The 25,775-nt window shown below is 34.6% G+C and carries 30 protein-coding genes; 4 read left to right on the top strand and 26 right to left on the bottom strand.

The window, feature by feature from the left end:
* Window positions 1-90: 90 nt before the first annotated feature.
* From DCC35_RS13355 to DCC35_RS13330, 6 genes are all read right to left on the bottom strand, one after another.
* On the bottom strand, window positions 91-2,190 hold the full coding sequence (locus DCC35_RS13355; RefSeq protein ID WP_137091279.1) for a GEVED domain-containing protein: 2,100 nt from the start codon (window positions 2,188-2,190) through the stop codon (window positions 91-93).
* Between the two features lie 776 nt (window positions 2,191-2,966).
* Window positions 2,967-4,103: a serine hydrolase domain-containing protein gene (locus tag DCC35_RS13350; protein WP_137091278.1), complete on the bottom strand. Its 1,137-nt coding sequence runs from the start codon at window positions 4,101-4,103 to the stop codon at window positions 2,967-2,969.
* Between the two features lie 359 nt (window positions 4,104-4,462).
* Window positions 4,463-4,948 carry a glutathione peroxidase gene (locus DCC35_RS13345; protein WP_137091277.1) on the bottom strand — a complete coding sequence of 162 codons (486 nt, stop codon included), beginning with the start codon at window positions 4,946-4,948 and terminating at the stop codon, window positions 4,463-4,465.
* A complete protein-coding gene (locus DCC35_RS13340) occupies window positions 4,941-5,375 on the bottom strand; it encodes a DoxX family protein (RefSeq protein ID WP_137091276.1) in 435 nt (144 codons plus the stop codon). Before DCC35_RS13340 ends, DCC35_RS13345 begins: the two co-directional genes overlap by 8 nt.
* Window positions 5,376-5,713: 338 nt before the next feature.
* Window positions 5,714-7,042, bottom strand: coding sequence for a hypothetical protein (locus DCC35_RS13335; protein WP_137091275.1), 1,329 nt, complete (start codon window positions 7,040-7,042; stop codon window positions 5,714-5,716).
* Window position 7,043: 1 nt separating this feature from the next.
* Entirely contained in the window at window positions 7,044-7,952 is a 909-nt protein-coding gene (locus tag DCC35_RS13330) for an AAA family ATPase (protein WP_137091274.1), read from the bottom strand.
* 270 nt (window positions 7,953-8,222) lie between these two features.
* Between DCC35_RS13330 and DCC35_RS13325 the strand changes: the two genes are divergently transcribed.
* Window positions 8,223-8,603 (top strand): hypothetical protein, encoded by a 381-nt coding sequence (locus DCC35_RS13325; RefSeq protein ID WP_137091273.1) that lies wholly within the window; start codon window positions 8,223-8,225, stop codon window positions 8,601-8,603.
* Window positions 8,604-8,872: 269 nt separating this feature from the next.
* Window positions 8,873-9,676 carry a formate/nitrite transporter family protein gene (locus tag DCC35_RS13320; RefSeq protein ID WP_137091272.1) on the top strand — a complete coding sequence of 268 codons (804 nt, stop codon included), beginning with the start codon at window positions 8,873-8,875 and terminating at the stop codon, window positions 9,674-9,676.
* A gap of 44 nt (window positions 9,677-9,720) precedes the next feature.
* On the opposite strand, the gene DCC35_RS13315 is transcribed toward DCC35_RS13320, so the two are convergent.
* The 16 genes from DCC35_RS13315 to DCC35_RS13240 form a co-directional block, all read right to left on the bottom strand.
* Complete coding sequence (locus tag DCC35_RS13315; RefSeq protein WP_137091271.1) at window positions 9,721-10,266, bottom strand: DUF1643 domain-containing protein; 546 nt, start codon at window positions 10,264-10,266, stop codon at window positions 9,721-9,723.
* A 144-nt stretch (window positions 10,267-10,410) separates the two neighbouring features.
* Window positions 10,411-11,550 (bottom strand): DUF4249 domain-containing protein, encoded by a 1,140-nt coding sequence (locus DCC35_RS13310; protein WP_394347730.1) that lies wholly within the window; start codon window positions 11,548-11,550, stop codon window positions 10,411-10,413.
* Between the two features lie 387 nt (window positions 11,551-11,937).
* On the bottom strand, window positions 11,938-12,195 hold the full coding sequence (locus DCC35_RS13305; RefSeq protein ID WP_137091269.1) for a hypothetical protein: 258 nt from the start codon (window positions 12,193-12,195) through the stop codon (window positions 11,938-11,940).
* A 180-nt stretch (window positions 12,196-12,375) separates the two neighbouring features.
* Window positions 12,376-14,574 (bottom strand): helix-turn-helix domain-containing protein, encoded by a 2,199-nt coding sequence (locus DCC35_RS13300; protein WP_175402820.1) that lies wholly within the window; start codon window positions 14,572-14,574, stop codon window positions 12,376-12,378.
* Window positions 14,575-14,771: 197 nt separating this feature from the next.
* On the bottom strand, window positions 14,772-15,236 hold the full coding sequence (locus DCC35_RS13295) for a nuclear transport factor 2 family protein (RefSeq protein ID WP_137091267.1): 465 nt from the start codon (window positions 15,234-15,236) through the stop codon (window positions 14,772-14,774).
* Window positions 15,237-15,304: 68 nt separating this feature from the next.
* Complete coding sequence (locus DCC35_RS13290; protein WP_137091266.1) at window positions 15,305-15,697, bottom strand: hypothetical protein; 393 nt, start codon at window positions 15,695-15,697, stop codon at window positions 15,305-15,307.
* 89 nt (window positions 15,698-15,786) lie between these two features.
* Window positions 15,787-16,761 (bottom strand): NAD(P)-dependent alcohol dehydrogenase, encoded by a 975-nt coding sequence (locus DCC35_RS13285; protein WP_137091265.1) that lies wholly within the window; start codon window positions 16,759-16,761, stop codon window positions 15,787-15,789.
* Between the two features lie 135 nt (window positions 16,762-16,896).
* A complete protein-coding gene (locus DCC35_RS13280; protein ID WP_137091264.1) occupies window positions 16,897-17,103 on the bottom strand; it encodes a helix-turn-helix domain-containing protein in 207 nt (68 codons plus the stop codon).
* A gap of 1 nt (window position 17,104) precedes the next feature.
* On the bottom strand, window positions 17,105-17,650 hold the full coding sequence (locus tag DCC35_RS13275; RefSeq protein ID WP_137091263.1) for a DUF2975 domain-containing protein: 546 nt from the start codon (window positions 17,648-17,650) through the stop codon (window positions 17,105-17,107).
* Window positions 17,651-17,792: 142 nt separating this feature from the next.
* Window positions 17,793-18,563 (bottom strand): MBL fold metallo-hydrolase, encoded by a 771-nt coding sequence (locus DCC35_RS13270; RefSeq protein ID WP_137091262.1) that lies wholly within the window; start codon window positions 18,561-18,563, stop codon window positions 17,793-17,795.
* Between the two features lie 51 nt (window positions 18,564-18,614).
* A complete protein-coding gene (locus DCC35_RS13265; RefSeq protein WP_137091261.1) occupies window positions 18,615-19,214 on the bottom strand; it encodes a Crp/Fnr family transcriptional regulator in 600 nt (199 codons plus the stop codon).
* Window positions 19,202-19,645, bottom strand: coding sequence for a GNAT family N-acetyltransferase (locus tag DCC35_RS13260; RefSeq protein ID WP_137091260.1), 444 nt, complete (start codon window positions 19,643-19,645; stop codon window positions 19,202-19,204). Before DCC35_RS13260 ends, DCC35_RS13265 begins: the two co-directional genes overlap by 13 nt.
* Before the next feature lie 107 nt (window positions 19,646-19,752).
* The gene (locus tag DCC35_RS13255; protein WP_137091259.1) at window positions 19,753-20,265 is read right to left on the bottom strand and encodes a GNAT family N-acetyltransferase; all 513 of its coding nucleotides are present in this window, start codon (window positions 20,263-20,265) and stop codon (window positions 19,753-19,755) included.
* Between the two features lie 53 nt (window positions 20,266-20,318).
* A complete protein-coding gene (locus DCC35_RS13250) occupies window positions 20,319-20,834 on the bottom strand; it encodes a YybH family protein (protein ID WP_137091258.1) in 516 nt (171 codons plus the stop codon).
* Window positions 20,835-20,870: 36 nt separating this feature from the next.
* Window positions 20,871-21,410: a DUF4269 domain-containing protein gene (locus DCC35_RS13245; protein ID WP_137091257.1), complete on the bottom strand. Its 540-nt coding sequence runs from the start codon at window positions 21,408-21,410 to the stop codon at window positions 20,871-20,873.
* A gap of 89 nt (window positions 21,411-21,499) precedes the next feature.
* A complete protein-coding gene (locus DCC35_RS13240) occupies window positions 21,500-21,877 on the bottom strand; it encodes a VOC family protein (RefSeq protein WP_137091256.1) in 378 nt (125 codons plus the stop codon).
* A 130-nt stretch (window positions 21,878-22,007) separates the two neighbouring features.
* Here DCC35_RS13240 and DCC35_RS13235 point away from each other — a divergent pair, with 130 nt between their 5' ends.
* Both DCC35_RS13235 and DCC35_RS13230 read left to right on the top strand, forming a co-directional pair.
* A complete protein-coding gene (locus DCC35_RS13235) occupies window positions 22,008-22,394 on the top strand; it encodes a hypothetical protein (RefSeq protein ID WP_217495841.1) in 387 nt (128 codons plus the stop codon).
* Between the two features lie 81 nt (window positions 22,395-22,475).
* The gene (locus DCC35_RS13230) at window positions 22,476-22,688 is read left to right on the top strand and encodes a helix-turn-helix transcriptional regulator (protein WP_137091255.1); all 213 of its coding nucleotides are present in this window, start codon (window positions 22,476-22,478) and stop codon (window positions 22,686-22,688) included.
* A gap of 12 nt (window positions 22,689-22,700) precedes the next feature.
* On the opposite strand, the gene DCC35_RS13225 is transcribed toward DCC35_RS13230, so the two are convergent.
* The 4 genes from DCC35_RS13225 to DCC35_RS13210 form a co-directional block, all read right to left on the bottom strand.
* Window positions 22,701-23,141 (bottom strand): hypothetical protein, encoded by a 441-nt coding sequence (locus tag DCC35_RS13225; RefSeq protein ID WP_137091254.1) that lies wholly within the window; start codon window positions 23,139-23,141, stop codon window positions 22,701-22,703.
* A 70-nt stretch (window positions 23,142-23,211) separates the two neighbouring features.
* Window positions 23,212-23,547 carry a gamma-glutamylcyclotransferase family protein gene (locus tag DCC35_RS13220; protein WP_137091253.1) on the bottom strand — a complete coding sequence of 112 codons (336 nt, stop codon included), beginning with the start codon at window positions 23,545-23,547 and terminating at the stop codon, window positions 23,212-23,214.
* A gap of 25 nt (window positions 23,548-23,572) precedes the next feature.
* Window positions 23,573-23,965 (bottom strand): nuclear transport factor 2 family protein, encoded by a 393-nt coding sequence (locus DCC35_RS13215; RefSeq protein ID WP_137091252.1) that lies wholly within the window; start codon window positions 23,963-23,965, stop codon window positions 23,573-23,575.
* Window positions 23,966-24,234: 269 nt separating this feature from the next.
* On the bottom strand, window positions 24,235-25,764 hold the full coding sequence (locus DCC35_RS13210) for a glycosyltransferase family 39 protein (RefSeq protein ID WP_137091251.1): 1,530 nt from the start codon (window positions 25,762-25,764) through the stop codon (window positions 24,235-24,237).
* Window positions 25,765-25,775 lie beyond the last annotated feature (11 nt).

Raw genomic sequence — 25,775 nt, 5'->3', positions numbered from 1 at the left:
AATAAATGAAATCATCCTTGCTAATGTAAAATAAAAAAACACCATCCCTGATAGAATGATGTTTTACAATTTTTACTTTATAGTTGTTTATTATTCTTTTTTCACCAATCTTATAACCTGGCTTCTTTTAGTTGTTTTAATTGTCATAAAATATACACCAGCTTTTACATGGCTGAGATCTATACTTTTCTTTTTTTGTGTCATAATTATTTCTCCGGTGATGTTATGAATGACGATCTCTACCAACTCGTCTTGAGAAATGTTAACTGAAAATTTTCCTTTTGATGGATTTGGATATACGATCATTTCCTCCTTTTTAAAATCTATTTCCTTCGAAGGTATAGATTCTAAGGAGGAGGTTATTCGTGCAGTTGAACCTCCACTTATATTTATAATATAATCTTCCACTTCCCCATACTGAAAGTTTTCGCATGATGTTGGTGCCCCATCGTTGGCATATTTCATAGATACACGCATTCTTGTTGTTCCGTTTTTAGCATCTGATGGGATTGAGATAGTTCCCCTGGCCCTTCTTCTGGTTTGGGCATAGAGTACTTCTTCATTTGCATCTGTAAAATCTCCATCCTGGTTAAAGTCTATCCAGGCAATAATAATTTCCCGATCGCTTGTTTGAGGATATATATACATGGTGTGAGAACTACCTGCATTCAAATTAAATGTAAAGTTTGTATAATCTCCATAGCCACTATCATTTCCACTAATATTAGATGTATTGTCTATTGCAACTTCATCGATATATTCATATTGAGTACTGCTTCCTGAGGAGGTACAATAATTCACAGTTCCACCTCCTTCACTTAAGGTAGAAAATTGATCTATAGCCGAATAGACTGATGTAGTTGAGCTGCAAATTGATCGAACCCGATATTCATAAATCGTATTGGAAGATAGACCAGAGATGTTTTCACTCGTTGAGGTCGTGTTTATAGTAGACCAGATTGAAGAACTACTTTCTCTATATTGAAGGTCATAGCTATTTGCGTTTGTGGCTGCCCAGCTGATTGTAACTGAATTTGATGTGATATTACTGCTATTCAAGGATGAAGGAGCTGTACATTCTTCCGGATTACCTGAACAACCGGATGGAGATGTTGCTCCTGTAGAGGTCCCGCTGCCATTTATAAAATTAAATCCCGAATACCCGCCGGTTGTGAACCAATCCATCCACCCGCCTCCGGAAGCTGTAGTCCAGTTATTTAAATCAAAACTATTACCTGATCCATCTTGAGAACCGGGAATTTGGTATACTTTCACAGCTTGTCCACTGTTATTCCAAACTAAAGGAGATCCGCTCTGAACAGTTTCAGGCGCCTGGCAATTAACTTGCAAAAAGTAGGCATGGCTTTGATTGTTATTACCACTACCGAATACTTTAGCAATACCATTGGAATCAATACAAACAAATGCTCCTTCTTCACAACCTATTGCGTAACGATTTAAAGAATTCTGATCGTTCACCGATCGAGCTAAAAATCCAAATACACGTCCGTAGCGATTTTCATTTCCAGAACCATGTGTTCGATCAAGATGGGTATCTGTTATTACATTACTAAGATAGGGAATGTCTAAAAAGTCATCATAAAATAATGAATTGGTCATGTTATTATTGTAGGGATCATTTAATATCTCTGAAGACAATACTCCTGTTGAGGCGGGGGCGTAATATGAACTGCCAAGAATGGCCATTCCTGCAGAAGTACCGCTAATTGGAATGCCTTTTACATTAATCACATAATTTAAAGCTGTTTCTACCTCAGTATCTTTCCAGTTTTCAACGTAGGATGTCTGATCACCACCAGCTATAAAGATAGCTTCAGCATCATATATGTATTGTGCAACAGAAGCATCGTTAGCGGCTTTTCGGCTGTCGATGGAGAGCTCAGCAGCAGAACTTATAAGAGAACTGAAATTATTCCAAACCCACGCGGCCTGTCCGCCTGTGCCTCCTGTCCGGATAACAAGATAATCTCCGCCAGCAGCATTATTTAAGAACCAGGTAGTTGCTTCTATTTCTCCGGAAGCACCTGCTTCGGCACCACCTATTAACATGGTAGCTTTATTAGGAGAGATAGATCCATGGTTGTTAACTGTACCTCCCTCCAGGCTGTAATCATACTTTGAAGGCTGGGCTGAGGAATAAAATGAGAGCATGGCTATAAGTACAGCCATAGAAAATTTGTTAAAGATTTTCATGGTCTTTTGGATTTTGGTTATAGATAGATGAATGTAATTTCAGCCCCTATTGGATACAGCTTGGGTGTAGACTTCCGCATACGATAGTACACCTGTCAAAAAATGAAAGGACTGATTTAATAAGAAAGTGAGAATTGACTAGTTGTCGAAGATTGGTTGCACACCTTGTAAGCTAAAAGGTTTTACAGCAATCAACAGAGTATGTGAGTGTAATTTTTGCATGAGTTCTGGTTAACAATGAGCTTACAATACCTTAATATATAGAAAATATCTGATCTGTAAAAATATTTTAGTTCGTAAAGTGTTATTAATCAAGGGATTGTTGTTTCTAGCTCTTAGATGATTCTTTTTTTAGTTGCTTTTTCATCAAATGCAATTAATAATTTTCACTTTTTTTGAGGTTACAATAAAACAGAAACAATGTGAAGTAAGGTATTTTTTACCTTGTCTGTGGAGACACAGTCAAGCAGAGGTAGTTTATATAGAGGTCATTGCTACCTTGATGCCTCTGATTTCAGGTGTCTCCACCTGAAATGTGAAAGAAGATTACCTTGCCTGTTGAGACACAGCCAAGCAGAGGCATTTTATATAATTTTTAAAAAAAAATCATGGGTCATTTTGCGGGCATCACTATTGCTCGCTTTTCTAGGCATGAACAATTATCTTAGAACTCTTGAAATTGATATTTAACAAATAAAAAAAGCGTAAGGAATCCCTAACGCTTCAATTGTTTTTTACTTTTGAAAGGAGTCTTATCCTTTCTGTTTTGCTTCTTCTACGAGTTTTTTGAGTATTTCACTCGATAATTTCCCCAGCCAGTCACCACCACTGGATGTTAGTAATATAACTCCAACTTTATATTTTGGAAAGAATAAATAACTACTGGCAAAACCATCCATGTCTCCCTGATGACCGTAAATATTCCCTCTTTCTGTATTTACTTCAATCAGGCCAAATCCATAAGATTCGATTTCAGACTTTCTTGGTGCTTTAAATTCTGTAATTATAAAATTACTTGCAGATCCTGTTTTTTCGTATTCTGCATAATCTTGGATCTGATGCACCATAAGTTTAGATAAATCTTCGGTCGTAGAATATAAACCTCCCGCAGGAACTAATTTTCCACTTTCCCAAGCTTTGGTAGGTGTATTTCTATCGTCCTTCCTATATGGAGTAGCAGTTATCTTCTTATCGATATTAGCTGGATTAGCTTCGGTATTATTCATCTCCAATGGATCTGTGATATACTCGTTTAGTAGGACTTCGTACGATTTTCCACTTGCACGCTCTAAAATATATCCTAAAAGCCCATAGCCTATGTTTGAATAACTATATTTTTCATTAGAATTAAATTCTAATTCTAAAACATCTAAATCCTTTAATAAATCATCTTCTGTATAACCACCTAAAAATGGTTCTCCATCAACCCTTTTAACAACTTTAGAATCCCTGGGTAACCCGGAACGATGGTGCATCAGATGGCGTAATTTTATGTCTCCTAACTTCTCTTTATTAGATGTAGATAAGTCTTCAGGAAGGTATGAGACTATTTTTTCATCCAGATCTATAATTCCTTCTTTTAAAAGATGATTTGCAATAGTACCAGTAAACATTTTAGAAACTGAGGCAATTTGATATACTGTATTTTCATTTGAATTTGCAGTTCCTTTTCTGTTTAATACACCATAACCTTTGAGAAGGGCTGGTTCTCCATTCTGTATTGTTGCGATTGAGATTGAAGGTATATTTTCCTTTTCTAAGATTTCTGTTACTTGTTGGTCTATCCATGATGCTGTAGAATCTGATTTATCGCTTTCAACATCATTACTTTGATTAACTGAACATGAAATAATCAGTAATACTAATAATGGTAATAAAACTTTATTCATAAATTGATTTTTAACAAAGGTCTAAAAGGAGAACCGATGATATTTAAAAAATTAAAGTATCTGTTTTCGTTATTGTTTTAAAATGGCGAAACTATAGCTAATAGAAAGAAATAATTCGATTTTTAGAGTTTTCTTTGAATTAGTTTTTTGAAATATTCTTTTTTTCTATCTCTGTTTAAACTTATATCAAGAAAGTCAGTGTTTCTTTTGCCTAAAAGGCAGGTAGCAATTTTTTAAAAAATCGAAGGGACTTAGAGTGTCTATTCAAATAAAATAAAAAATAATTATAGCCACTATTGCATTAAAAAAACCAGGGTTAAATAAATAATAACCCTGGTTTTAATAATTATTTATGCCAATTAAGATTTAAGTACCGCTTTAATTGTTGCTTCCATTTTTTCAGGTTTGGTAGTGGGAGAGAAGCGCTTTACTGGCTTGCCGTTTTTATCTATCACAAATTTCGTGAAGTTCCACTTTATTTTGTTTCCCAGGAATCCACCGAGTTCAGATTTAAGATATTTGAAAACCGGATGAGTATCCGACCCGTTTACATCTACTTTGGAGAACATCGGGAAACTAACTCCATAATTTAACTGGCAAAACTCCTGAATGTCATTTTCATCACCAGGCTCCTGACCGGCAAATTGATTACACGGAAAACCCAGGATTACTAAACCCTTATCCTTGTATTTTTCATATAGATTTTCCAGGCCTTCATATTGAGGGGTTAAACCGCATTTACTGGCAGTATTAACTACTACTACAGTTTTGCCTTCAAATTCACTCATCGGTATTTTCTGACCTTTGATATCTTCTGCTTCCAGATCGTAAAATGAATTAATCATGATTTTTTTTAGTTTCTTTCTTATTAAACAAATATTTCCATGCTCCTGTTGACCAAAGTGCCCATAAAATTAATACCGGCTGGAAAAAGAGCCTGATGAGCCTTTTTCGGTCTGTATCTAACCCGAAGGCATCAGTTCCATTAACATATTGAGCAATATTTCCCGGAAAGATCAAAACATAAAATACTGCTAGTGCGATACCGGTCTCAATTCGATACTTTTTAAGAAAGACCATTGCCAGCCCTAATGATAACTCTGCTATTCCGGATAGTATCACTACCAGGTCTTTGGACAAAGGTACCCAATTTGGCACTTGAGCCTGAAATTCTGCCCTGTCAAATGTTAAATGCCCGATAGCAGCGAACACCATAAACAGGCCGAGCAATATTCTTAGTACCTTTTGTGTTTTAGAAGTGTGTATATACATAAATCGCTTACAATTATATCGTGTACGATGTAAATATATAAAACTATTTTGATTTGTAAAAGCAGTATCTGATTTCAGGTGTCTTCACCTGAAATGTGAAAGCAGATACCTTGCCTGTGGGGACACAGTCAAGCATAGGTAGTTTTTATAGCGTGTCATTTATATCTTGTCTGTTGAGACACAGCCAAGCACTAAGGATCACCTATTTTGATAAATGGATCCTCAGAAGGTTAATCATAAATTGAAGCCTCTGATTTCAAGTGTCTCCACCTGAAATGTGAAAGAAAATTAACTTGCCTGTTGATACACAGTCAAGCAGATGTAGTTTTATTAATAAATCAGCTTCCTTCTGACCTTTTCTTATTCATTGCCACTACTGCTCGTTCGATCCCCGCTGGTGTTAGTGGATACATGGGGATGATCTGCTGGACTACCTGTATCGTGTAAGTGTACGGCCAGTATTTTAATGGTTCCGGGTTTAACCAGACTGTCTTTTTAAACTTATTAATTATAGACTTTAGAGTGCGAATGCTTAATGAATCCATTTCATATGGTGCCATAGCTGCATCGCCGATAAAAAATATCCGGTAATCTTTACTATGCATTAAAAGCTGATCGATCGTAATTGATTTTGTTCTACGCTCGTCAGTATAAACCCTGTCGTAGATCGTATTATGAAAGTAGTATGTCTCCAGATCGTGAGCAAAGCGGGTTTTCATTTTTCGGAACAGGTTTTGTACACTTCTCACGTAAGGAGCCATAGAATAACCGCCATTGTCTATTAGCACAATGACTTTCAGCTCTTCATTTTTTTCACTGGTTAGCTCCGGAATAAACAAACCCCCGCGTTTAATGCCTGATTTAATAGTTTTTGGTACGTCGAGCTTTTCGAAGGCACTTTCTTGTATAACTCCTTTTATTGAAGCCAGTGCAGCATCGACGTTATTGTCATTAAGCAGAGCATCACGGTCGATCGGGAAATAATGTTCATCGCCCATCACTTTTCTGGCCATCTTTCCACCTCCCTGACCTCCAACTCGTATTCCGTTTTTAGCTGCTCCTCCATGACCATAAGGTGAAATACCACCGGTTCCTATCCAGTGACTTCCTCCTTCGTGCCTAGTTTTTTGCTGTTGCCTGACTTTTTCCATTCGTTCGAGTAATTCTTCGAGTGACAGATCTGAATAGTCAGCCATTTTGGTCAGATCTCTTCTTTCAGTATCCTGGTCGTTCATAGCCGTATCGCTATCCTCGAGATCCGGATTATCCTGATCCCAGATCTCCTTACCATTGATAATTTCTTTGATGTCATAACTGGTAAGGTGAACTTCGTCGAGGAAGGTATTAACGAGTTCCTCATCATCATAATCACGGTCTGCCTCATCGAGAAACTGGGTCTTCCATTTAGCAAATGTTTCTGATCTTAGAATGGCATCCTCAAGTGTCTGGCCTGGCTCAATAGGAATATGTAAAAAATAAGCATAATAAGCTTTAGTGAAAGGACCGATATCGGTTGGTTCTTTGACTATTATACCTTTTAAAACATTATGGATATCACCAAGAGTCTTTACCAGTTCTTTTTGCATAGCTTTTCTTAAAAGCAGTAATGTTCTGACATCTGCTTTCAAGCCGTAAGCGCGAAAGTGTTCTGGTAATGAGCTAAACATATTAATTCAAATTAGATCCGTAAAATGAGTCATCAGCACCGATCATGCGATTGACTTTTTCCATGTCATTTTGAGTTTTGATTAGCACCCCGATGCCTTGTAGGCCATTGATCTTTTTTATTGCTTCTTCAGGGGCAACTTCACTCATATATTTTAACCAGTTCAGGATCTCTCGAGTTGTCGGAGCACGTTCAAGTCCCAGTCTTCTCAAATTATAAAAAACATCCATTGCAGCACGGACTACTTTTTCATCAAGTGCAGGATGATGCTTTTCTATGATCTTTTCCATGGTTTCTTTACCCGGAAAATCAATATAATGATAGATACATCTTCCTTTAAAGGCAGTTGGTAATTCCTGTTCACGATTTGAAGTGATCACTATGGCCGGCATATCTTTTTCAGATACCTCGACTACTTCACCCGATTCAGGCATGATAAATTTTCGGTGACTTAATGCATAAAGCAGGTCATTAGGGAATTCTCTTGGTGCTTTGTCGATTTCGTCAATAAGTAAGACCGAATTAGGCTTTTCATAAGCAATAGTTGCCGGTCCTTTTACAACGTAATCTTTTAATGATTCCGGGTTTCTTCCACCGGTAGTAAGTTTGCTTTCCAGTCCCTTTTCTTCTCTTTGGGCATTGAGGATTTCTATTTGAGAATCACGAAGATATTTTACATGATCAAAACGGGCTACAAATTGTTCGACATTACTTTTAGACCCTACAGGAAAAACTTCCAGATCCAGACCTCGGTCGTTGGCGTAATGTATTGGTAATTCTGTTTTACCAGTACCCGGTTCTCCTTCAATCAATAAAGGCATTCCAAGTGTTCTGGCCATATGAAAAGCCTGGGCTAATGCCGGGTCGCAAAGATATTTTTCTGATCCTGTCCAAAAAGATGTTTCTGCCATATTAAGAGTTCTAAAGCTCGATAAGTGTATAATAAATAATGAACGGTTCAAATTTCTAAATGTTTGTATAAAGATACCAGTGATTTCACCATAACATTAATAATTAGATAGTATTAATATTTTACAGGCATTAATTGATAAAACTAATCTTATGATTTCATACCGAAGAAAAATTTTTTAATGGCTAGTAAAACAAATAATCTAAATATTAATTAAATTATAATAAGAAATTATTTACTTATTTTAAGTTTAATTTAGCTATCAATTACAATGAGGACATTAAAAAATTATCTGCCAATCGTTTTAATAATGCTTTTTTCCATGCCTGTTGCCTACGCCCAGGATGTTGATGTAGAAAAAGATGAAGTGCTAAAAGCCATGAATAAATTTGAAGGCCTGGGATTAAGTTCTGACAAAGAAGAAAAACTCAAGGAAACAAACAGGAATGTAGTCAATGATATTTTCTCTATAGCCAAAAGTTCAGATAGCAAGGAAGAAAAAACCAGGAGGTTTCGTAAAGCCCAGGAAAAGAATGCAAAAGTATTTAAGGACTTATTGGGAGAAAATGATTTTAAAAAGTATAAAAAGAAGGTAAAAAAAGAATTACGTCCATTTAAAAGGAAAGCTAAACTGGTTGGCTTTTTACTTTAGACCAATAAGAAATATACATTGAATTTTTCATTTCTATTTATCGTGTATTCTCTTTTAGCTAAAAGTGAATGGATTTTTTATTGCCAAATTTTGTAGTAATGTTACTTATTTTTAGATGTGCTTGTACCTGTTAAAACTTAATATAATCGGGCTACCTAATACTTTATTGACAATTATTCTAATGTGTTCTAACATTAATGGTATGAAATAAGTTAAATTTATTATACTTCAGCTAATCGGTTGAATATATTTTAATTTAAAAGAATAGAATGTCTGAAAATTCCCAGAAGAATCCTGATGAAATTGTAGAAGAACAGGCCCGGTTTGGTTTTGAGATTTATGAACTTAAAAACTGGAAACTGTTTTTATCAGCTCTGATCGCAGGATTGGAAATTGGTTTTAGCCTGGTTTTAATGGGGTATTTGCATACAGTTTTTAAAGATATTTATCCCCCAGATGTACTAGGGTTGATAGTTAGTTTTGGCTATCCTATCGGGTTTATTTTCGTTATCATCGGGCGATCAGAATTGTTTACAGAACAGACAGCCCTGGCCATGATTCCTGTATTAAACAAATCTAAGAATTTTGTTAGTTTATTGACGTTGTGGGGGTTAGTTCTGCTTGGAAACTTAATAGGAGGATTAATCTTTTCTTACGGTTTTTCATGGTTTGGCCCTGCTAAAGGATTTGTGCCTGAATCTACACTTATCGAACTTGGAGAAAAGTTTATTAAAGAACCGATTGGCATAGTTATGGGAAGTGCGATCCTGGCTGGCTGGATGATGGGATTATTAGGATGGTTGATCACCTCTGTACAGGAAAGTATCTCAAGAATTGTATTGATTTTATTAATTACGATAATTATCGGAATGGCAGGATTGCACCACTGTATAGTGGGTAGTGTTGAAGTGCTTACAGCAATGTGGGTAAGTGATTCGATTGATTATAAAGATTACTGGCAATTTCTATGGCCTTCGGTTTTAGGTAATTTGATTGGTGGTGCGATCTTCGTTTCTGTATTAAAATTTGGGCTGACTACTAATTATATTTCAGCGGCTAAGAAAAACAACTAAACTCTTCACATGGTTCATGGGTTGAATCGGTTTACAATAATATATTATAAAAGAAGCTTTCTAGCGTATTCTTCCATCTCAAAATGATAAAGTAAGCTTTTGGTTGGCTTATACAAAGGATGACGAGGATGGCCTTTTTTTGTAGGGGTACTAATTATTTTCCATTCTAATTCTAAATCTTTTAAAACTTCATAAAGTTCGATCATGGAAGGCTTGAATAGTCGTCTGGACTCAATCAAGTCCCCATAAGCAAGCCAAATAGTATTAATTTTTAAATCTAAGAGACTACTCCTGATAATATTTATGTTTTCTTTTATCAAATCTTTATCAAATTGATGATGAATGTTTTTTGGATTTGTCGCTCGCTGAGGATATACATTGTACATAACCCAGCCATCATAGCCATTGAAATTAGCAATTCGCTTAACAAAACTTAGGGTTCCTTCAAGATCTCCCGGGCGAGCCTGACCGGGATTTAAACCAATGCAAGCAATCATGTTATTACCTTTTTCTCCCAGGACAAACCTGGCTGAATCGTCGCCACTGATTTTATAGATCCATTCGGGTTCCTGATTCTCTGGTAGATTCATAAAGCAATTCTCTAATTTGTTGAATAGTTATTTTACCTGAGTAAAAAGTGTGAATCAGACTGTTTTATCGTCTGATTTATGAAGTGCATTTTTGTACTGACAACAATAGTTTTCCAGTAAGGTCAATTTAATATTTCCATTACCTTATTCACCCCACCATGATGGTTTTATATCTACTGCTTCACCATTGGTATATTTAAGGCAATTAGCACATTCAGGCAAAGGACCTGCAGGACCATAGGTTTCGTAACAAATATATTCTCTTTGGTTTTGAACAAAGTATGAAAGGTCATATCTGTTAAAATACCATCTTTTGGCTTGTTCCTGAACTACATCAAAATAACCTGATATTTTCTCGTTTGTTTTTGAGTTTTTTAGATTGCTGTTTAGATTAAATGGTTGCTGATCATTAATAGAACTATTTGAGGTGGACTCTTTTAATTCCTTCCAGAAATTGTAATAATCTTTATTTAACGTTTGCTGTATTATTAATACAGATAATTCTTCATAGATACGTTCGTTTCCATGAGTTGGCATAAAAAATACTTGCTTTTCATAACCACCTATGATGTCCTCTAATAAATTATACCCGGTCAAATAGTTTTTATTGATAGCCCAACAGGTTGTTGGAGGAAGTGTTTCTTGCGTGTAATTTGCATCTATAATCGTTTTGATTATCCAGGTAGGATCATACTCCCATCTATAATAAACGGATTCTCCTGATTCATTTTCAGGTATTTCGACGGTAACAAAAACTCCTTCTTCTGTTATAATTTCCTTTTTACCATCCACATAATCATACTTATCAATACTGGCTTCCTCAAAATCTATCGAACCCATCGGCTTTATTTGTGTGCTAGGTAATGATACCCATTCAGATTCAAATTTTTCTTCGTTAGGCAGAGTAATTCTTAGTTGGTATTTTCGGTCAGGCAGGGCCTCAAAATCGGTATCATAAAGATAATATGCAGGATTATTATCTCGTGTTTCAGTGTAATTCCAGCTATTGCCATCGTCATCGACGAGTTCAACAAAGGCATCTGTAACAGGTTGACTTAACCTGTTTGTTACTGAACTGGTATATGAAATTTTTACTGAAAAATAACGGCCATCACTTGGGAATAGGGTAGATTCGTTTCTTGATACATTAGAAATATATCCTTCCACAACAAGGTTAGTCCCTTCGTTTTCTATCACAAAGTCGTATGGTTCAATACAACCGTTTAATAAAAAGGTCAAAAGTATTAATATAAAAACGCGTTGAAATTTATTTTTTAATATCATCAATGAATAATTCATACAAGTTTGCCAGAAACAGGTATTTCAATATAGATCTGGAATTTTCCAGGCTCTTAAAAAACATGGAAGTTAGAATTTTAAAGACAGAATTGAAAACTCTTACTTTAATAAGATGTAGTTTATTGTTGCCAAATTGTTTATTACGAAACTAATAAATCGAAGGTAACCTAATTATTAAAATATTTTTTATGGTAATATATTCTGAAGACCGGAAGACCAACTTTGTTACTGGTGTTGTTTAGTTTTTTAGTTATGCAAAGTCCGGAAAGTTTATTAAGTCAATAATAGTAAACCTATTCGATTTAAATATCATCAAAAAAGGCAATACTAATTAAAGTATTGCCTGAACTAATTAAATGTATAATTTATTTATTAATTATTTTCGCTATCGCTTTCTTCTTCGTCACCTTCAAGATCTACATCAACATCTTCAGTTTCGATGCCAACTTCTTTTTCTTCAGCGTCTAATTGTACTTCTACTTTATCTTCTTCTTCGGTAGTAGTTTCCTCAGTAGTAGTTTCTTCGGTAGTGGTTTCTGTTGTTGTATCTTCTGTTGACTCACTGCTTTCGTTACACGCAGTAAATGATAGGACAAACAATGTCACTAATAAAAAATTTAACTTTCTCATAACTTAATTTTTGATTTAAATATTAAAATACAAAGTAAAAGTTGCTATGGTAAAAATTATCTGATTTTTTTTAAAATTCTTTATTTATTTACTTATTAAATTGAGATTCTCATATTATCATGTGGAATTTCTGATAGAACTTACTTTAAGGAAGAAATTTAAACACTATTAAAGAGATTGTTATATCTCCTGACTTTCTCTAAATGCCAGGGCAAATTTAATATCTCCATACTCATATTCGTCTCCCAGCTTTTCTTTTATATCATTAAGTTTAAAGCTTTTTATAGTATCAACAACCTTTAGAATATTATCAATCTTTTCTTTTTCTATAAAGTCCTCAACATTCGCTTCACCTTGAGCAACGTAATAGCACATATGTCCGGCTATTGTATTAGGCGAAAGGCCCCGCTGTTCTGCAATATCTTCAATAGTTGAACCTGCCTGGTATAGCTCATATGATATCTCCCTGGTAGATTTTTTCTGAACTTTGCTTTTTATTTTGTTCAAGGTAGCTCTTCTGGATTGAATTTTTGCTTCTGTATTTAGTTTGTCTCTGGTTAAAAGATTGCCTTTTCCTGTTTCCTTAATAAACTGAAGTGCTTTATCCAGGTCTTTTACCTGGGCAAAAACTGATGCTTCCAGCTCGATCAATTCGTTTGTATAAGTTTTAACACCGGTTTGAAGTTTTAAGCTATCAATTTGTTTACCGATTTTTTCCTGGATTGATTTTAATAAGGGTTCAAAATACTCTTTTGCTTTACTTACTCTTTCTTCAAGGTTCGGTAGAACATCGCCTTCTTCTGCTGTGATCATTCTAACCTGCCGGATGAATTTGTCAGCAGTCAGACTCAATTTTTGAGCTTCCGAAAATAATTCACTAGTCCATTCACGATAAGGAAGCTTTTTTGATCCACCTTCCAGCTTTTCGAAACTTTTAAGATGATCTTTCAAAGTGTACATCAATTTTGAAAAATCAAATGCATCAGAAGTATGAATCCTCAGATATTCTTTGAAGTCCTTTTTTAATTGTTCTTCAAGTATTTCAATTTCAGGTTTATTGTTGCTGTAAGAAGTTAACGCTTCATCATTACTGATCATCTGATCTGATATGGGGGAGGAGAGTACCAAACCCTCGAGTGATCTCAGGCGTGATAGAGCAACATAAACCTGGCCTGGTGCAAATGCATCGGAAAGATCAAGAATTGCCTTGTCGAAGGTTAATCCCTGGCTTTTATGAACTGTGATTGCCCAGGCTAACTTCAATGGAAATTGCCTGAAACTACCAATGATTTTTTCGTCAACCTCATTTGTTTCTTTATTAAGCTTATATCTGATATTATGCCATTCATATGGACTTACTGAAATCGGAAGATCATTATCAGGACAGGTTACTTCGATCAGGTCATCATTTATTTCAGTAACTGTACCGATCTTTCCGTTAAAATATCTTCTATCCTCACCATCATTTTTGGTAAACATTACCTGGGCACCTTCTTTTAATTGTAATTCAGGATTAACAGGGAACATACTTTCCGGAAAGTCTCCTGAAATATCCGCGTTGAACGTCCGGGGTTTTGTCGTTAGTTTATTTAAAGCTTCAAGATTTATTGTGTCTGCTTTCTGGTTGTGAGTAGTAATCCGGACATGGTCTTCAGATAAAGTATCTTTATCTATTTCCTTATAATGGTTTGTATTTAAATATTCTATGTCTTCTTTTGTTACTTCATTATTTCGGAATCGGTTGAGTAAACTCACAAAGCGGTCATCTTCCTGGCGATATATTTTATTAAGCTCGAGGTAGATCGGAGGATTTTCCTGAAGGGCATGAGCAGAAAAAAAATAACTGTTTTTATAATAATTATTCAGATGTCCTTGCTCGTGATCTTTCACTACAGGTGGTAATTGAAGTAAATCACCTATGAATAAAATCTGGAGACCTCCAAACGGAATGTTTTTCTTTCTCCTTGCATGCCTGAGAACCGTATCTATACAATCCAGCAGATCGGCTCTTAACATACTTACTTCGTCAATTATTAATAATTCAAGTTCCTGAAGTAGTTTTCGCTTGGATTTGTTTAGTCTGAAACCGGATAAAACCGTTCTTGGTGTATTAATGAACTCAGCAGACGAATAGTATTGATCAGGTATAAATACCCCAAAAGGTAATTGCAATAACGAATGCAGTGTTACACCACCTGCATTAATTGCGGCAATACCTGTAGGAGCTGCTACAGCGGTTTTTTTGGCTGTGCTATTTACCAACTGCCGAAGAAATGTTGTTTTTCCGGTGCCGGCTTTACCGGTAAGGAAAATGTGCCTGTTCGTATTATTAATATACCTGTTAGCTAATTCTGTAATGCTGTTGGTCTGCAATTCCATTAATTCCATTTTAATTCAGGGTATAAAGTTGAAAAAACATCCGTGTATCTCAAATGAATGAGAAGAATTATACCTGAAAACTGAGCGATTATTTTGAAGATATCCAGCAATACCCGTTAGTAAACGGAAGTAAATGATAGTATTTGGATAGTTTAATGATACAATAATTTGAGTTAGTATTTGAAAGTTGAAAAAGCTTACTTAATGTCAAATCCAGCTGCCGATTCATGTGCCTCGATGATTTTCCAGCCTTCTGAAGTTTTTATCCACGTCATAGAAATGGTAAATCTTCCGTTTTTCTCTGTGCCTTCTTTAGTAATCGCCCATGAAGTAGCAAAATTAGTTGCGGTAAAAACCGAGTCAGATAAGGGGATTATGTGTTGATTGTAAATTTTGTAGTAAGCGGTGTCTATAGTATCCCAACATTCTAGCCGCCTTATTTTAATGTTTTGCCATCCAAATGCCGGGTTTGCATTGAAAACAAATAAAGTGGAATCACTTTTTAGAAAGTGATCCATAAACTTATCTATATCTAATGAGTTTGCCGCTTTGTTCAGGCTGGTTAGCTGTTCGTGAATGGTTCTTTTTTCAACTTTTTCAATGGACTTTTTGCTACACGAAATAAATAGTAAAAGAAAAAGGAGGGTTTTAGATAATTTCATATTGATTATACCAGAATAGATATGGTATAATTTAATAAATAATCACCTCAACTCTTCTTTATTTATCTCTATTGTGTGATAACTGTTGTATCTCTTATAATGTCAAATGGAGCTTCATTCGCCTGAAAAATGTATTCAGAATTTGCTCCTATATTAAATTTAAAAGTTGAGTCTTCTATAACTAAGACATCAGGACACATTTCATTACCGTTATCAAAAGCTGTTGCGGTAAACAGTATACGGTTAGCTTCAGTAAGGTCAGCTTCAATTACCAGGTCGCTATGGCAACCATTTGGAGCTATTGCCTGTATATCGATCGATACTTGAGAATAAGCTTCTGTAGTTTCGGGTACCACCATTTCTACAATAGGAATTACAACTCTTCCAGTGCGATTAGGATCATTCCCATCATCACAGGAAATAAAAATAAATAGGAAAAATAAGGGAAATAAATACTTCATAGTTTCTTTTGATTTTATAATATATACCACAAAAATCATTCCTTAATAGGATCTGCAAAGTGTTGAGTTGATTTTTTTAAAATTCGTCTTTATGAAACTCTTACAACTAAACTCCCTTGCTTATGACCTTTTTCAATATGCCTATTTGCTTCCGGAATTTCTTCGAGTGTATATGTTTTACCAACAACCGGTTTAATATTTTTGTTTTCTATCAACTTAGCCAATTCAAACAAGTCTTCATTTTTGTCTCCTGCAAGTGTGATAATCACTTTGTTAGAAGTGAAGAGTGTGGTCATAAATCCTCGTAATAGAAGAGACAGGGAATAATCAGCCGGAATGTATCTGCCCTTTGGAGCTAACGCACTAATACATTTGGAATACCCCGTTTTAAATGAGACATCAAATATCACATCATATTTCTTCTTTGATAGCCAAAAATCTTCTTTTTTATAGTCTATTACTTCATTGGCCCCAATTCCTTTTAACATTTCCAGTTTTTCATGACTGTCAGTAGCGGTAATATGGGCCCCGGTTTTACTGGCTAATTGAACAGCATAGGTGCCTATAGATCCACCTGCTCCAATGATGAGAACGCGGTCACTGGACGTGATTTTAGCCTTTCGAAGATAGTGTAATGCATTCAATCCACCCAGAGGGATAGTTACAGCTTCTTCGAAAGTGATGCCTGCAGGCTTATGTATAATGCCAGTATTTTCATTTTTACATTTATATTCGGCCTGACAACCCATTTGGAATCCACCTGATCCAAATACCAGGTCACCAATCTTAAAATGTTTTACATCGGGTCCGGTAGCTATTATTTCTCCGGCAAATTCCTGTCCCAGAATTTTATTTTTTCTGGGTTTAAACAATCCCATTACTAATCTTAATGGTATCCAGAACAGCGGTTGAATATCAAATCTGCGAATTTCACAATCTGCAGCTGATACAGTACAGGTATGAATTTTTATTAAAACCTCACTGGTTTCTGGAATGGGGTCAGGCACCTCCTTTATCTGGATATTTTCTACTGAGCCATATGCAGTTAGTACTGCTGCTTTCATATAAATAATTTAGCTTACTTATAAATCCAAATAAATGTATCGTGTTGATTTTTCAAAAAAGAATTACACAAACGGTTTTTTAATTTTAATACTGCGAAATGTTCTTATGTAAAAATATTTGTAAAACGATTTGTTTTATTCATTGGTATATTCAAGAATGTCACCTGGCTGGCAATCTAATATTTCACAAATAGATTCAAGGGTTGAAAATCGGATTGCTTTTGCTTTACCAGTCTTTAGTATAGATAAATTGGCTTCAGTAATACCGAGTTCCTTTGCCAGTTCTTTGGAACGGATCTTTCTTTTAGCCATTATTACGTCAAGATTAATTATAATGGCCATATTAAATTGTAAGTTTATTTTCTTCCATTAATTTATTTCCCTCTGAAAACACTTCAGCCATTACAAATGATATGAGGGCCCATATCAAATAATTGAAATCGAAGTCAAGTTTTATAGAAACTTCCCCGTTGATCGCTAAAATAGAAAATGAAGATATAAGCATCAATAAAATGAATAAAAGGCCTATTTTTCTAAATGACTGTACATTTTCAGATTTGAAAGTGGAAAGGCTTTTAATTGATTTAATAATTTTAATCGCAATTGTCACTATAAAGAAAAGGACTATATAGTAACAAATATATTTTACTGACCACAAATAAATATACATCGAAGGAACTTCTGATACTGGTACTCCTTTTTCCTCCAGCTGACCCGGTGATCGGTTGGTGAATGATTCTTTGACCATTCTGAAATTTTCAAATTCGAATACTGAACTATCAATCGTATATATGATCATCATTCCGAAGACCACAACTAATCCGACTATAAATAATATGCGTATTAAGCGGGCAGTGAAAAGAGCAATTTTTAAGATGTTATTTTCCATGATGTTTTGTTTGTTGTTTTTCAAATATCAATAATAAATTATTGTAAAACAATAATAATTTACTGAAAAATAATATTTAGTATCAACGTTCATTTTTATTGATTTACTCTACTTGTTGATTATCAAGGGATTAATCGTTTTTTCAAACTTTATATATCCTGTACTCCCCATCTTCTGGTATCCATGTTTTTTCACTCAATCCTGAGTTATTATATAGTTGAAAAAGTTCTTTTCGGGTAGTCGGACAATGATTTACTGATTCCAGATGGTTAGCGATCACTTGTCCAGGTGAATCAATCGTGAATTTTAATAATTCTCTTTTATTCATTAACAGTGGTTGAAAAAGATCAAATTGTGCAGATCCTGCTGCAACAACACTGATCCCGGGTCTAAATTCCTCCAGCACTCTTTTAACATCAGTTGTATAAACAGTGTCTGAACTCAGATAAACTGAGGGTTCATTATCTAAATCAATTAGGAATCCCATAACATTACCCATTAAACGGGCAATAAATCCATAACCATGCTTTGCAGGAATGCCTGTTATTTCTCCATTTAAAAAGGGAGTCGTTTTATGATAGTCAACTATCTGAGTAATATTGAAAGATTTTTTCTTTAAGGTATTTAAGTCTCCTGCACTACAAATGACCGGAATGTTATTTTTCCTAAGGAAATTTTCTCCCTTATTGTCAAGATGGTCAGGATGTAGATGGGTGATAAGGCAATGGGTTGTTTTATTTATTATTTCCCAGGCATTTTCCGGCAATTCGATAGTTGGGTTTTTTCTTGGTCTGCTTCTGAATAAGGAGAAAGGAGGCAGGCTTCCTTTTGGGCCTAGCATCGGATCAATGAGAATGTAATTGTTGTCAGATTCAATTACCATTGTTGCATTTCTAATGTGATGGATCTTCATAGTTTTTATTTGCAATTAATAATCCACCGCATATTTTTTCATTGATTCAAATCAAGAAATTCTTTTTCTGATTCTGCTAAGTGTTTCCGGAGTAATATTTAAATATGAAGCGATATGGTATTGAGGTACTTTATTTAACCAGTCACCTTTACCGGTAAGAAGCTCTTTATAAAGTTCTTCCGGATCTTTCATCGTCCGGTTATATTCGGACTTTTCTTTGTGAGCTAGTATCTTTTCAAATTGTCTACCTAAAAATGATTTGCCACAACTATATTTAGAAATGAATTCAGTAAATGTGGATCTGCTAATAGACATTAAAGTAACTGCTGTCAGGCATTGCTGGTTTTTCCTTGAAGGGGTAATATTTTGAAATGAATTAAGGTCAGTACAAAACTGAGGTATTGTATAGAAAAATATATTCGATTCTTTCGTTTCAGTTTGATAATATTCTCTGATATTTCCTGACACTAGAAATCGTAATGATTTATCGGTTTGCCCTTCTTTAAGTAAAATCTCTCCTTTATTATGTTGGGTGATTTTGAATGAGCTTATAAATTCTTCCAGGCCTTCCCGGTTTTCTGGATGTTCTGTTCCTAAAAAGTCTCTCAGTAATTTATGATGTCGAACCTCATTTTCTACTATGGCTCCCATGTATAATAATTGTGTTCTGTATCTAATTTAAAATCGGTTCTAGGATATAGCTTATTTCCTATGAGATTTGATTTTTCCGTCTCCAGCATCAGGCCAGCCGAATGTGTATCTTTAGCCAGTTGCTTAGCCCGATCAATCAAAGCAATTGATATTCCCTGCCCCCTGTATTTTGGGGCTACAAAAAGATCGTTTAACAACCACAATCTTTTCATGTTAGTGGAGGAAAATAATGGATATAGTTGTACAAATCCAACCACCTGATTTGAGAGTGTTTCAGCTACATAAATCTGTGAATCTTCATTACTTAATCTATCCTTAAGGAATAGTTCTGCCTCCGCCAAATTGCTTTCTTTTTTGTAAAATACCCGGTAGGAATCAAACAAGATACTTAATGGTTTTAAATCAGTGACTTCTGCTGTACGTATCTTCATTTGATTGATTAGATTTTTGAATTTAAGATATTGATTATCATTGGATTATATTGATTTATTAAGATCTTACTTTAAATACATTTATCATTTATAATTTCAACAAATCATTATGAGATAAGTGCGTAAATATGTACATCAATAAATTTACCGTTTTTAATTTCAGAATGATAAAGTGTCCCCTCTTTTTTGAAATTTAATCTTTTTAATAGCCTGGCACTCGATTCATTACCATCCTCAACATATGCTTCAATACGATGTATATCCAAATCAGACTGGGCATTCTTTATTACCAATGGTAAAACCTCTGACATGATTCCTTTATTCCAATATTCGGGCAATAACCAAAATCCTATTTCTGCTTTTTTATGTTCTTTTTCGTGGTTATTAAAACCGGCTGCACCCACAAATTTATTGGATATCGAATTGCGAATGGCCCACCATTTTCCCGTACCATTTGCTTCCAGATCCTCATACCATTTCATCTGTTCCTGTGTTTCAACTAAGGTTTCATAACTCACCCCATAATATTTAATTACCCTGGGATCAGACAATCCCTTATGGATATTTTTAATATCATCAGATTTAATATTGTCTATGATGTAATTTTCCGTTTGGATCATTTTCAATGATAGATTTAAAGAAATTTTTTAGTCTAGAATTCTTTAAATATAAATCACAAATTGAAATCGTCTATAGATTTAGCATTGTTGAATTTTTTCTCATCTATTGTGCCACCTTCATTTGAGTCGTAGTCCATAATTATTTTCCATTCCTCATTCTGGTTTCGTAATATAACGTGAAACTGCCCATAATAACTTTTGGTTTCTCCTGATTTGTTGGTCACAGTAAGCTTATAAATCCCTCTTTCTGAAGCTGCTTTTCCATTGTTTATTCTTTCAAAAAACCGGAGTTCTATTTGGCTTTTACCTCCTGCTTCCTTTCTACTTTTGAAATTATTTCTGTAGTTGTTAATATATTCATCATAGCCTAATATTCTTCCACTTGAAGCAGGGATCCTCAGCAGATCTTCGGAATGAATTTCTGCCATTAATTCCGCATCCAGTTTTTCAAAAGCTTTATAAAATTTAGTCCATACTTCTTCATTGACTTGCTTATGATAACTTTCCTGACTTATTCCACAGAACGTGATAAAACTACTGATGAAGACGATTAAAAATATATTTTTCATGATGGGATTAGTTTTTAAAATAAATTTAATGAATTTTCAGATATCAAATTGTTTGTCGTGAAGTTGTAAGATAGACAGGTAAGGATCGCCATCAAGCTCGAGAAGTCTGGCAAATGCAGGTTCTGTTTTATATCCTTGTGATTTGAGATAGATGATTTGTTCACGGAATTCATCTCCTTTTTCCTTTAAAATCATGTATTCAGCTATCATGTGCTTGTAAGCATTTTGTCGGGTGGTCGGAATATTCTGACCAAAGATTTCAATTGGGAAATCCTGGTAAGCAAAGCTGGCTACTATGGATTCAATATCATTTATTATAACCGATTTTATATTGAAACCCGGTTGCTCACCATAGAGGTGAATTAATAATTGATAGAAAATATTTAGCTCTGATACATAACAGATCACATCGAGGTCACTATCGGGAAGATCAATATTTATCGGGATTGTACCCGAAAGTACAGGAGAGTAGGGTTCGAGGTCTTCAATTATATTAAGTTCATTTAATACCTTATATGCCTCTTTTTGTCGGATCGTACCTTCTTTAAGGTATTCGAGGTTGGTGAAGTTAATCATTTCCGAATATAAAGATATTATTCATTTATCGAAGTATTTCTCAATAGAAATAAGTATTAATTTTCTGTTAATCAGAATGTTAGGGTTGTCTATTCAGTCTTGAACTCCGGATTGTAGATTAATCCAATTACATTTTTCCATGGATCTCTAACAGATGCAACCATCAGTTCTCCGCCAACAGAAGTAGGTTTTTCATGTTCTGTTGCTCCGGATTTTAACATATGATCATATTCTGCCTGTATGTCATTTACACCCCAATATGTCATAACATTGTCAACTGCAGGGTACCCTTCATTATTTCCGGGAAGTAATCCCAGTTCATATCCCCCTATGTTAAATCCGACGTAGAAATCTTCATCAAAATAGGGAGTTGTTTTAAATGCCTTACTGTACCATTCTTTTCCTTTATTGAGGTCTGGCACTTTGTAAATGGAAGTTCGTAATCCTAAAATAGTGGGCTTGCTCATTTTATAGTTTATTAATTAAGATCTAAATATAATCAATTTATTTAAGTAATAAATTCCATACTAAATGTAAAAAATACTTGTCATTATGAATGAAGTATTTTACTTTTAAGAAAAATTAATTTTTACAATTATGAATATATCTTATTTGTTACCTCATCAATATAAAAGAATCGGATGGTTTATTTTTCTACCTTCCTGCATTCTTGGCTTTCTTGTGCTTGCATTTGATTTTAAACCGGAATGGCTGGACTTACATTTGCCGGCTATTTTTATCGATGACTTCGTTAATTCCAGGAAAGCATTAATAGGCATTGTAGAAAGTAACTTCTTGGATGAACTGTGTGGGATTTTAATAATTGTTGGTGGTTTATTTGTCGCATTTTCGAAAGAAAAAAATGAGGATGAGTATATATCAAAAATCAGATTAAATTCCCTGGTATGGGCAACATATGTAAATTATGCTGTTCTATTAGTAGCAATTGTCTTTGTTTATGACTTTTCTTTTTTTGGGTTATGATCTTCAATATGTTTACTATTCTGATCTTTTTTATAATCAGATTTAATTGGGAATTAATGAAACTAAAAAAATCCCTGGGGCATGAAAAATAGTATAAAGGTTGAACGAGCTAAAAAGAATATTACTCAGGCTGATTTAGCAAAGCTTGTTAATGTTAGCAGGCAGACTATTAATGCCATGGAACTGGGCAAGTATGTGCCTTCGACTGTACTGGCCTTAAAAATCTCTGATGTCTTTGAAGTTTCTGTCAACGAGATATTTGAACTGGAAGATTCAGATTTGAAAAAAGATTAATCGATCATTGTACTATTTATTTAGATCATATACTATTTCTTCATCATTATTGGTTAAGGTAAGAATGACTAAATTTTCAGAACTCAGGGCAGGATTCAGATCAAAAGACACTTCTTTTCTTATAATTGCCTCACACAGTTCGTTATCTTCTAAAGAAAGTCTGATATTATGATGTACAGGGCCTTCTAGAATTGATCTGGGATCACCGATTAATTCATATTTCCATGTAGAACCATCACAACCGCCTGCATAGAAATTTATAGTAAGGCAATTCCCATTTAGCTCCGTTGATTCGATTGTCAGCGGATCTGATGGGGCATTTTCGTACAAATCTTTACTCATTATTAATTCCTTATCGCAATTATTGTTCGGAGGAATTATTTTATCATTATTATCGCAAGAAAATAATATTCCAATAAAAGGTACTAATAGGAAGAAGTTGAATTTATTCATGACGGCTTTTTTTAAATTATTATCCGCAAAAAAAATGCCTGATTCGTCAATAGACTATGATATTATATAATTAATCGGGTTTTTTTATGTAAACATACGCCTGATGACCATTATTTGTTAATATGGATATTCTCTGATACTCTAATCCTTCATATTTATCGGCTATTTTCAGTTCTTTATCAGTAAGTTCATATAGATAGCCTTCTAATACCTCATTATTAGAACCTGATTTGGAGATCGCCGGGTAGGTGGAATAGATTTCTTCACCGTCAATATTTTCAAGACAATGGATATTAGATTTTCTGAAACCTGTTAAACTGTCTTTTTTGCCTTTTAATATTCTGGAAAAAAGCTTTTCCTGGATAGGAACTTCAAGGAGAGTACCATAGGCAAAGAGCTTATTCATATACTTAGTCCTGTTTTCTGATCAGTCAGGGATATATGATATCCTGAATTTCAATGATTTCATTTTTATTGAATTTAAACACGGACTTCCCTTTTAACTTAAGCTTTTTTCCGTTTGATATTTGATTGGAAAAGCCATCACCGAAAAATGCAGAGTATTTTACCGCGATCTCCACAGCATCGTTTTGAAATGAGACGCCATCAATTTCCTGCTTTCTTTTTTTGAACATCGATTTTGATTTTTCCGTCACTGATCTGAAATCTTTTTTACCCTGGATATTCAGAGTAATCAGATCCCGGGTAATATTCATGAAATGTATGTTGTTGGAAACATGCTTAAGCATTTTATCGACATTGTATTCGTTATACCCTGCAATGTATTCCCTGATAATATTTATTTTATCATTTTCAGTGAGCATGGTGATAAGGTTAATGGTCGATAGTAAAGTTTTTACAGTTTTTAAACTGTAACACTTTCTAAATTAATTCATTAACCTCATTTTCAGCACAATTGTTTTCTGAATTATTGGTGTTTTATACTCAGAATTTAATTGTCTTGATACAGTTGTCCTGATCTGTGACTATTATGTAATTATCCTTGACAGAATACTTAAATTGATCGCTTATAATTTGATGGTTAATATTTTCTTTGATCTCCAGAATAAATCAGGACTAATTTTATAGCAACTTATTGTCTCCGTTCATTCAATTCTTTTTTTATTTCTTCTTTTAAAATTTCATTTATATCAACCGAGGCATTTTTAAGTACCCAGATTTTAGTACCATACTCCCTGGCCATTTCGTTTTCTACCTCTCCCGAAACAAAGACTTCTTCAAAGAATGCTCTTTCACGACTTCGGTCAGGATCTTCATCGTTTCGGGGCTTTACTAGTATGACGTGCTTTATTTTATTTTCCAGAGGAAACCAGTTCACATAATCAGCATGAAATGTTACTGCTTCAATATCCGGAATGGATGAATAGTAGTTAACCGCTCCGGCCTCACCATAATTATCACACAGCACAATGGTGTGTTCAGGATCATCAATAAGTTTATAAGCCTCATCTGTTTTTGATGCCATTTCTTTCCATCCCAGCATGTCAGCAAAATCCTGGGGTAAATGGTGGTCCCGGCCATCTTCCCATCTTAATAACCCTAATTCTTTATATTTTTCTGAGTTGTTCATGATTGTCTCGGGACTGTAAATTGGAAGGGCATAATTCAATACCGGAATGGCCAAAGCTATTACAATAATCACCATCGCCGGCCTTAAATAGAATTTCCATTTACTCAATGTGATCTTTTCCAGGTAGACACTACCTATCCCGATTAATACCGGATATAAACCAATGGTATAATAGCTTTTGGCACTGAAGAATATAAACAAACCTATGGTGAAAATAAACGACCATAATATTACTCGTATTTTAGTGAAAAGTGGAAAAAAGATGGTTGCATACAGTCCGGCCAGAATGACAAATATAGAACTAAAAAAGAAAAGAAACTGGCTGAAAATAAAATCTGTAATACTGACATTAACCAACTGTACAGAAGCAAGTTGGTTGAGGTGATAGATGACCGGAAATGAATTTTGGTATTGCCAAATTAGGTTAGGGCTAATGATGATCAAGGCTAACCCGATAGCATAATACAGATGTTTATTCCTGAAAACTTTTCTTTCCGGAGTAACAATAAATGCCGGAATAAGGCCAAGTAGTAAAAAGGCTATGTTGTATTTGTTGAGAAATCCAAACCCTAAAGACAGAGCCAGGAAATACAACCATTTATTTTCATTACTAAGAATGTATTTGATTACGAAATAGTAAGAAACGGTCCAGAATAAAAAATCCAGGGAATTCGGCTGGTAAAGGGTGTTAATACGGACGAGGACTGAAAACAAAATAGCAAGCGCTCCTAATACGCAGGCAAAGAGATTTCCTCCCAGTGTTTCAATGATCTTCCACGTAAAATAGAGTGTTAAGGCTCCGAATAAAGCCGGAAAAAACTTTACCCAGAATTCCCCATTACCGAGGAAAAAAATAATTGCTGAAATCCACGATGTGAAAGGAGGGAGGGAAAGATACCCCCAGTCTAAATGCAAGCCCTGATCAAGATGTAAATACTCGTCCCGATGTAATTCATACACCGGATGGATAGCAAAGTATTGAATGAGGAATTTAAGAAGAATAAAAAATGATAGAATTAACTTATTACGCATAGTTGTATTTA

Source organism: Mangrovivirga cuniculi (assembly GCF_005166025.1).
GTDB lineage: Bacteria > Bacteroidota > Bacteroidia > Cytophagales > Cyclobacteriaceae > Mangrovivirga > Mangrovivirga cuniculi.
The sequence above is the reverse complement of the archived record's forward strand: the minus strand, read 5'-3'. Positions and strand labels throughout refer to the sequence as shown.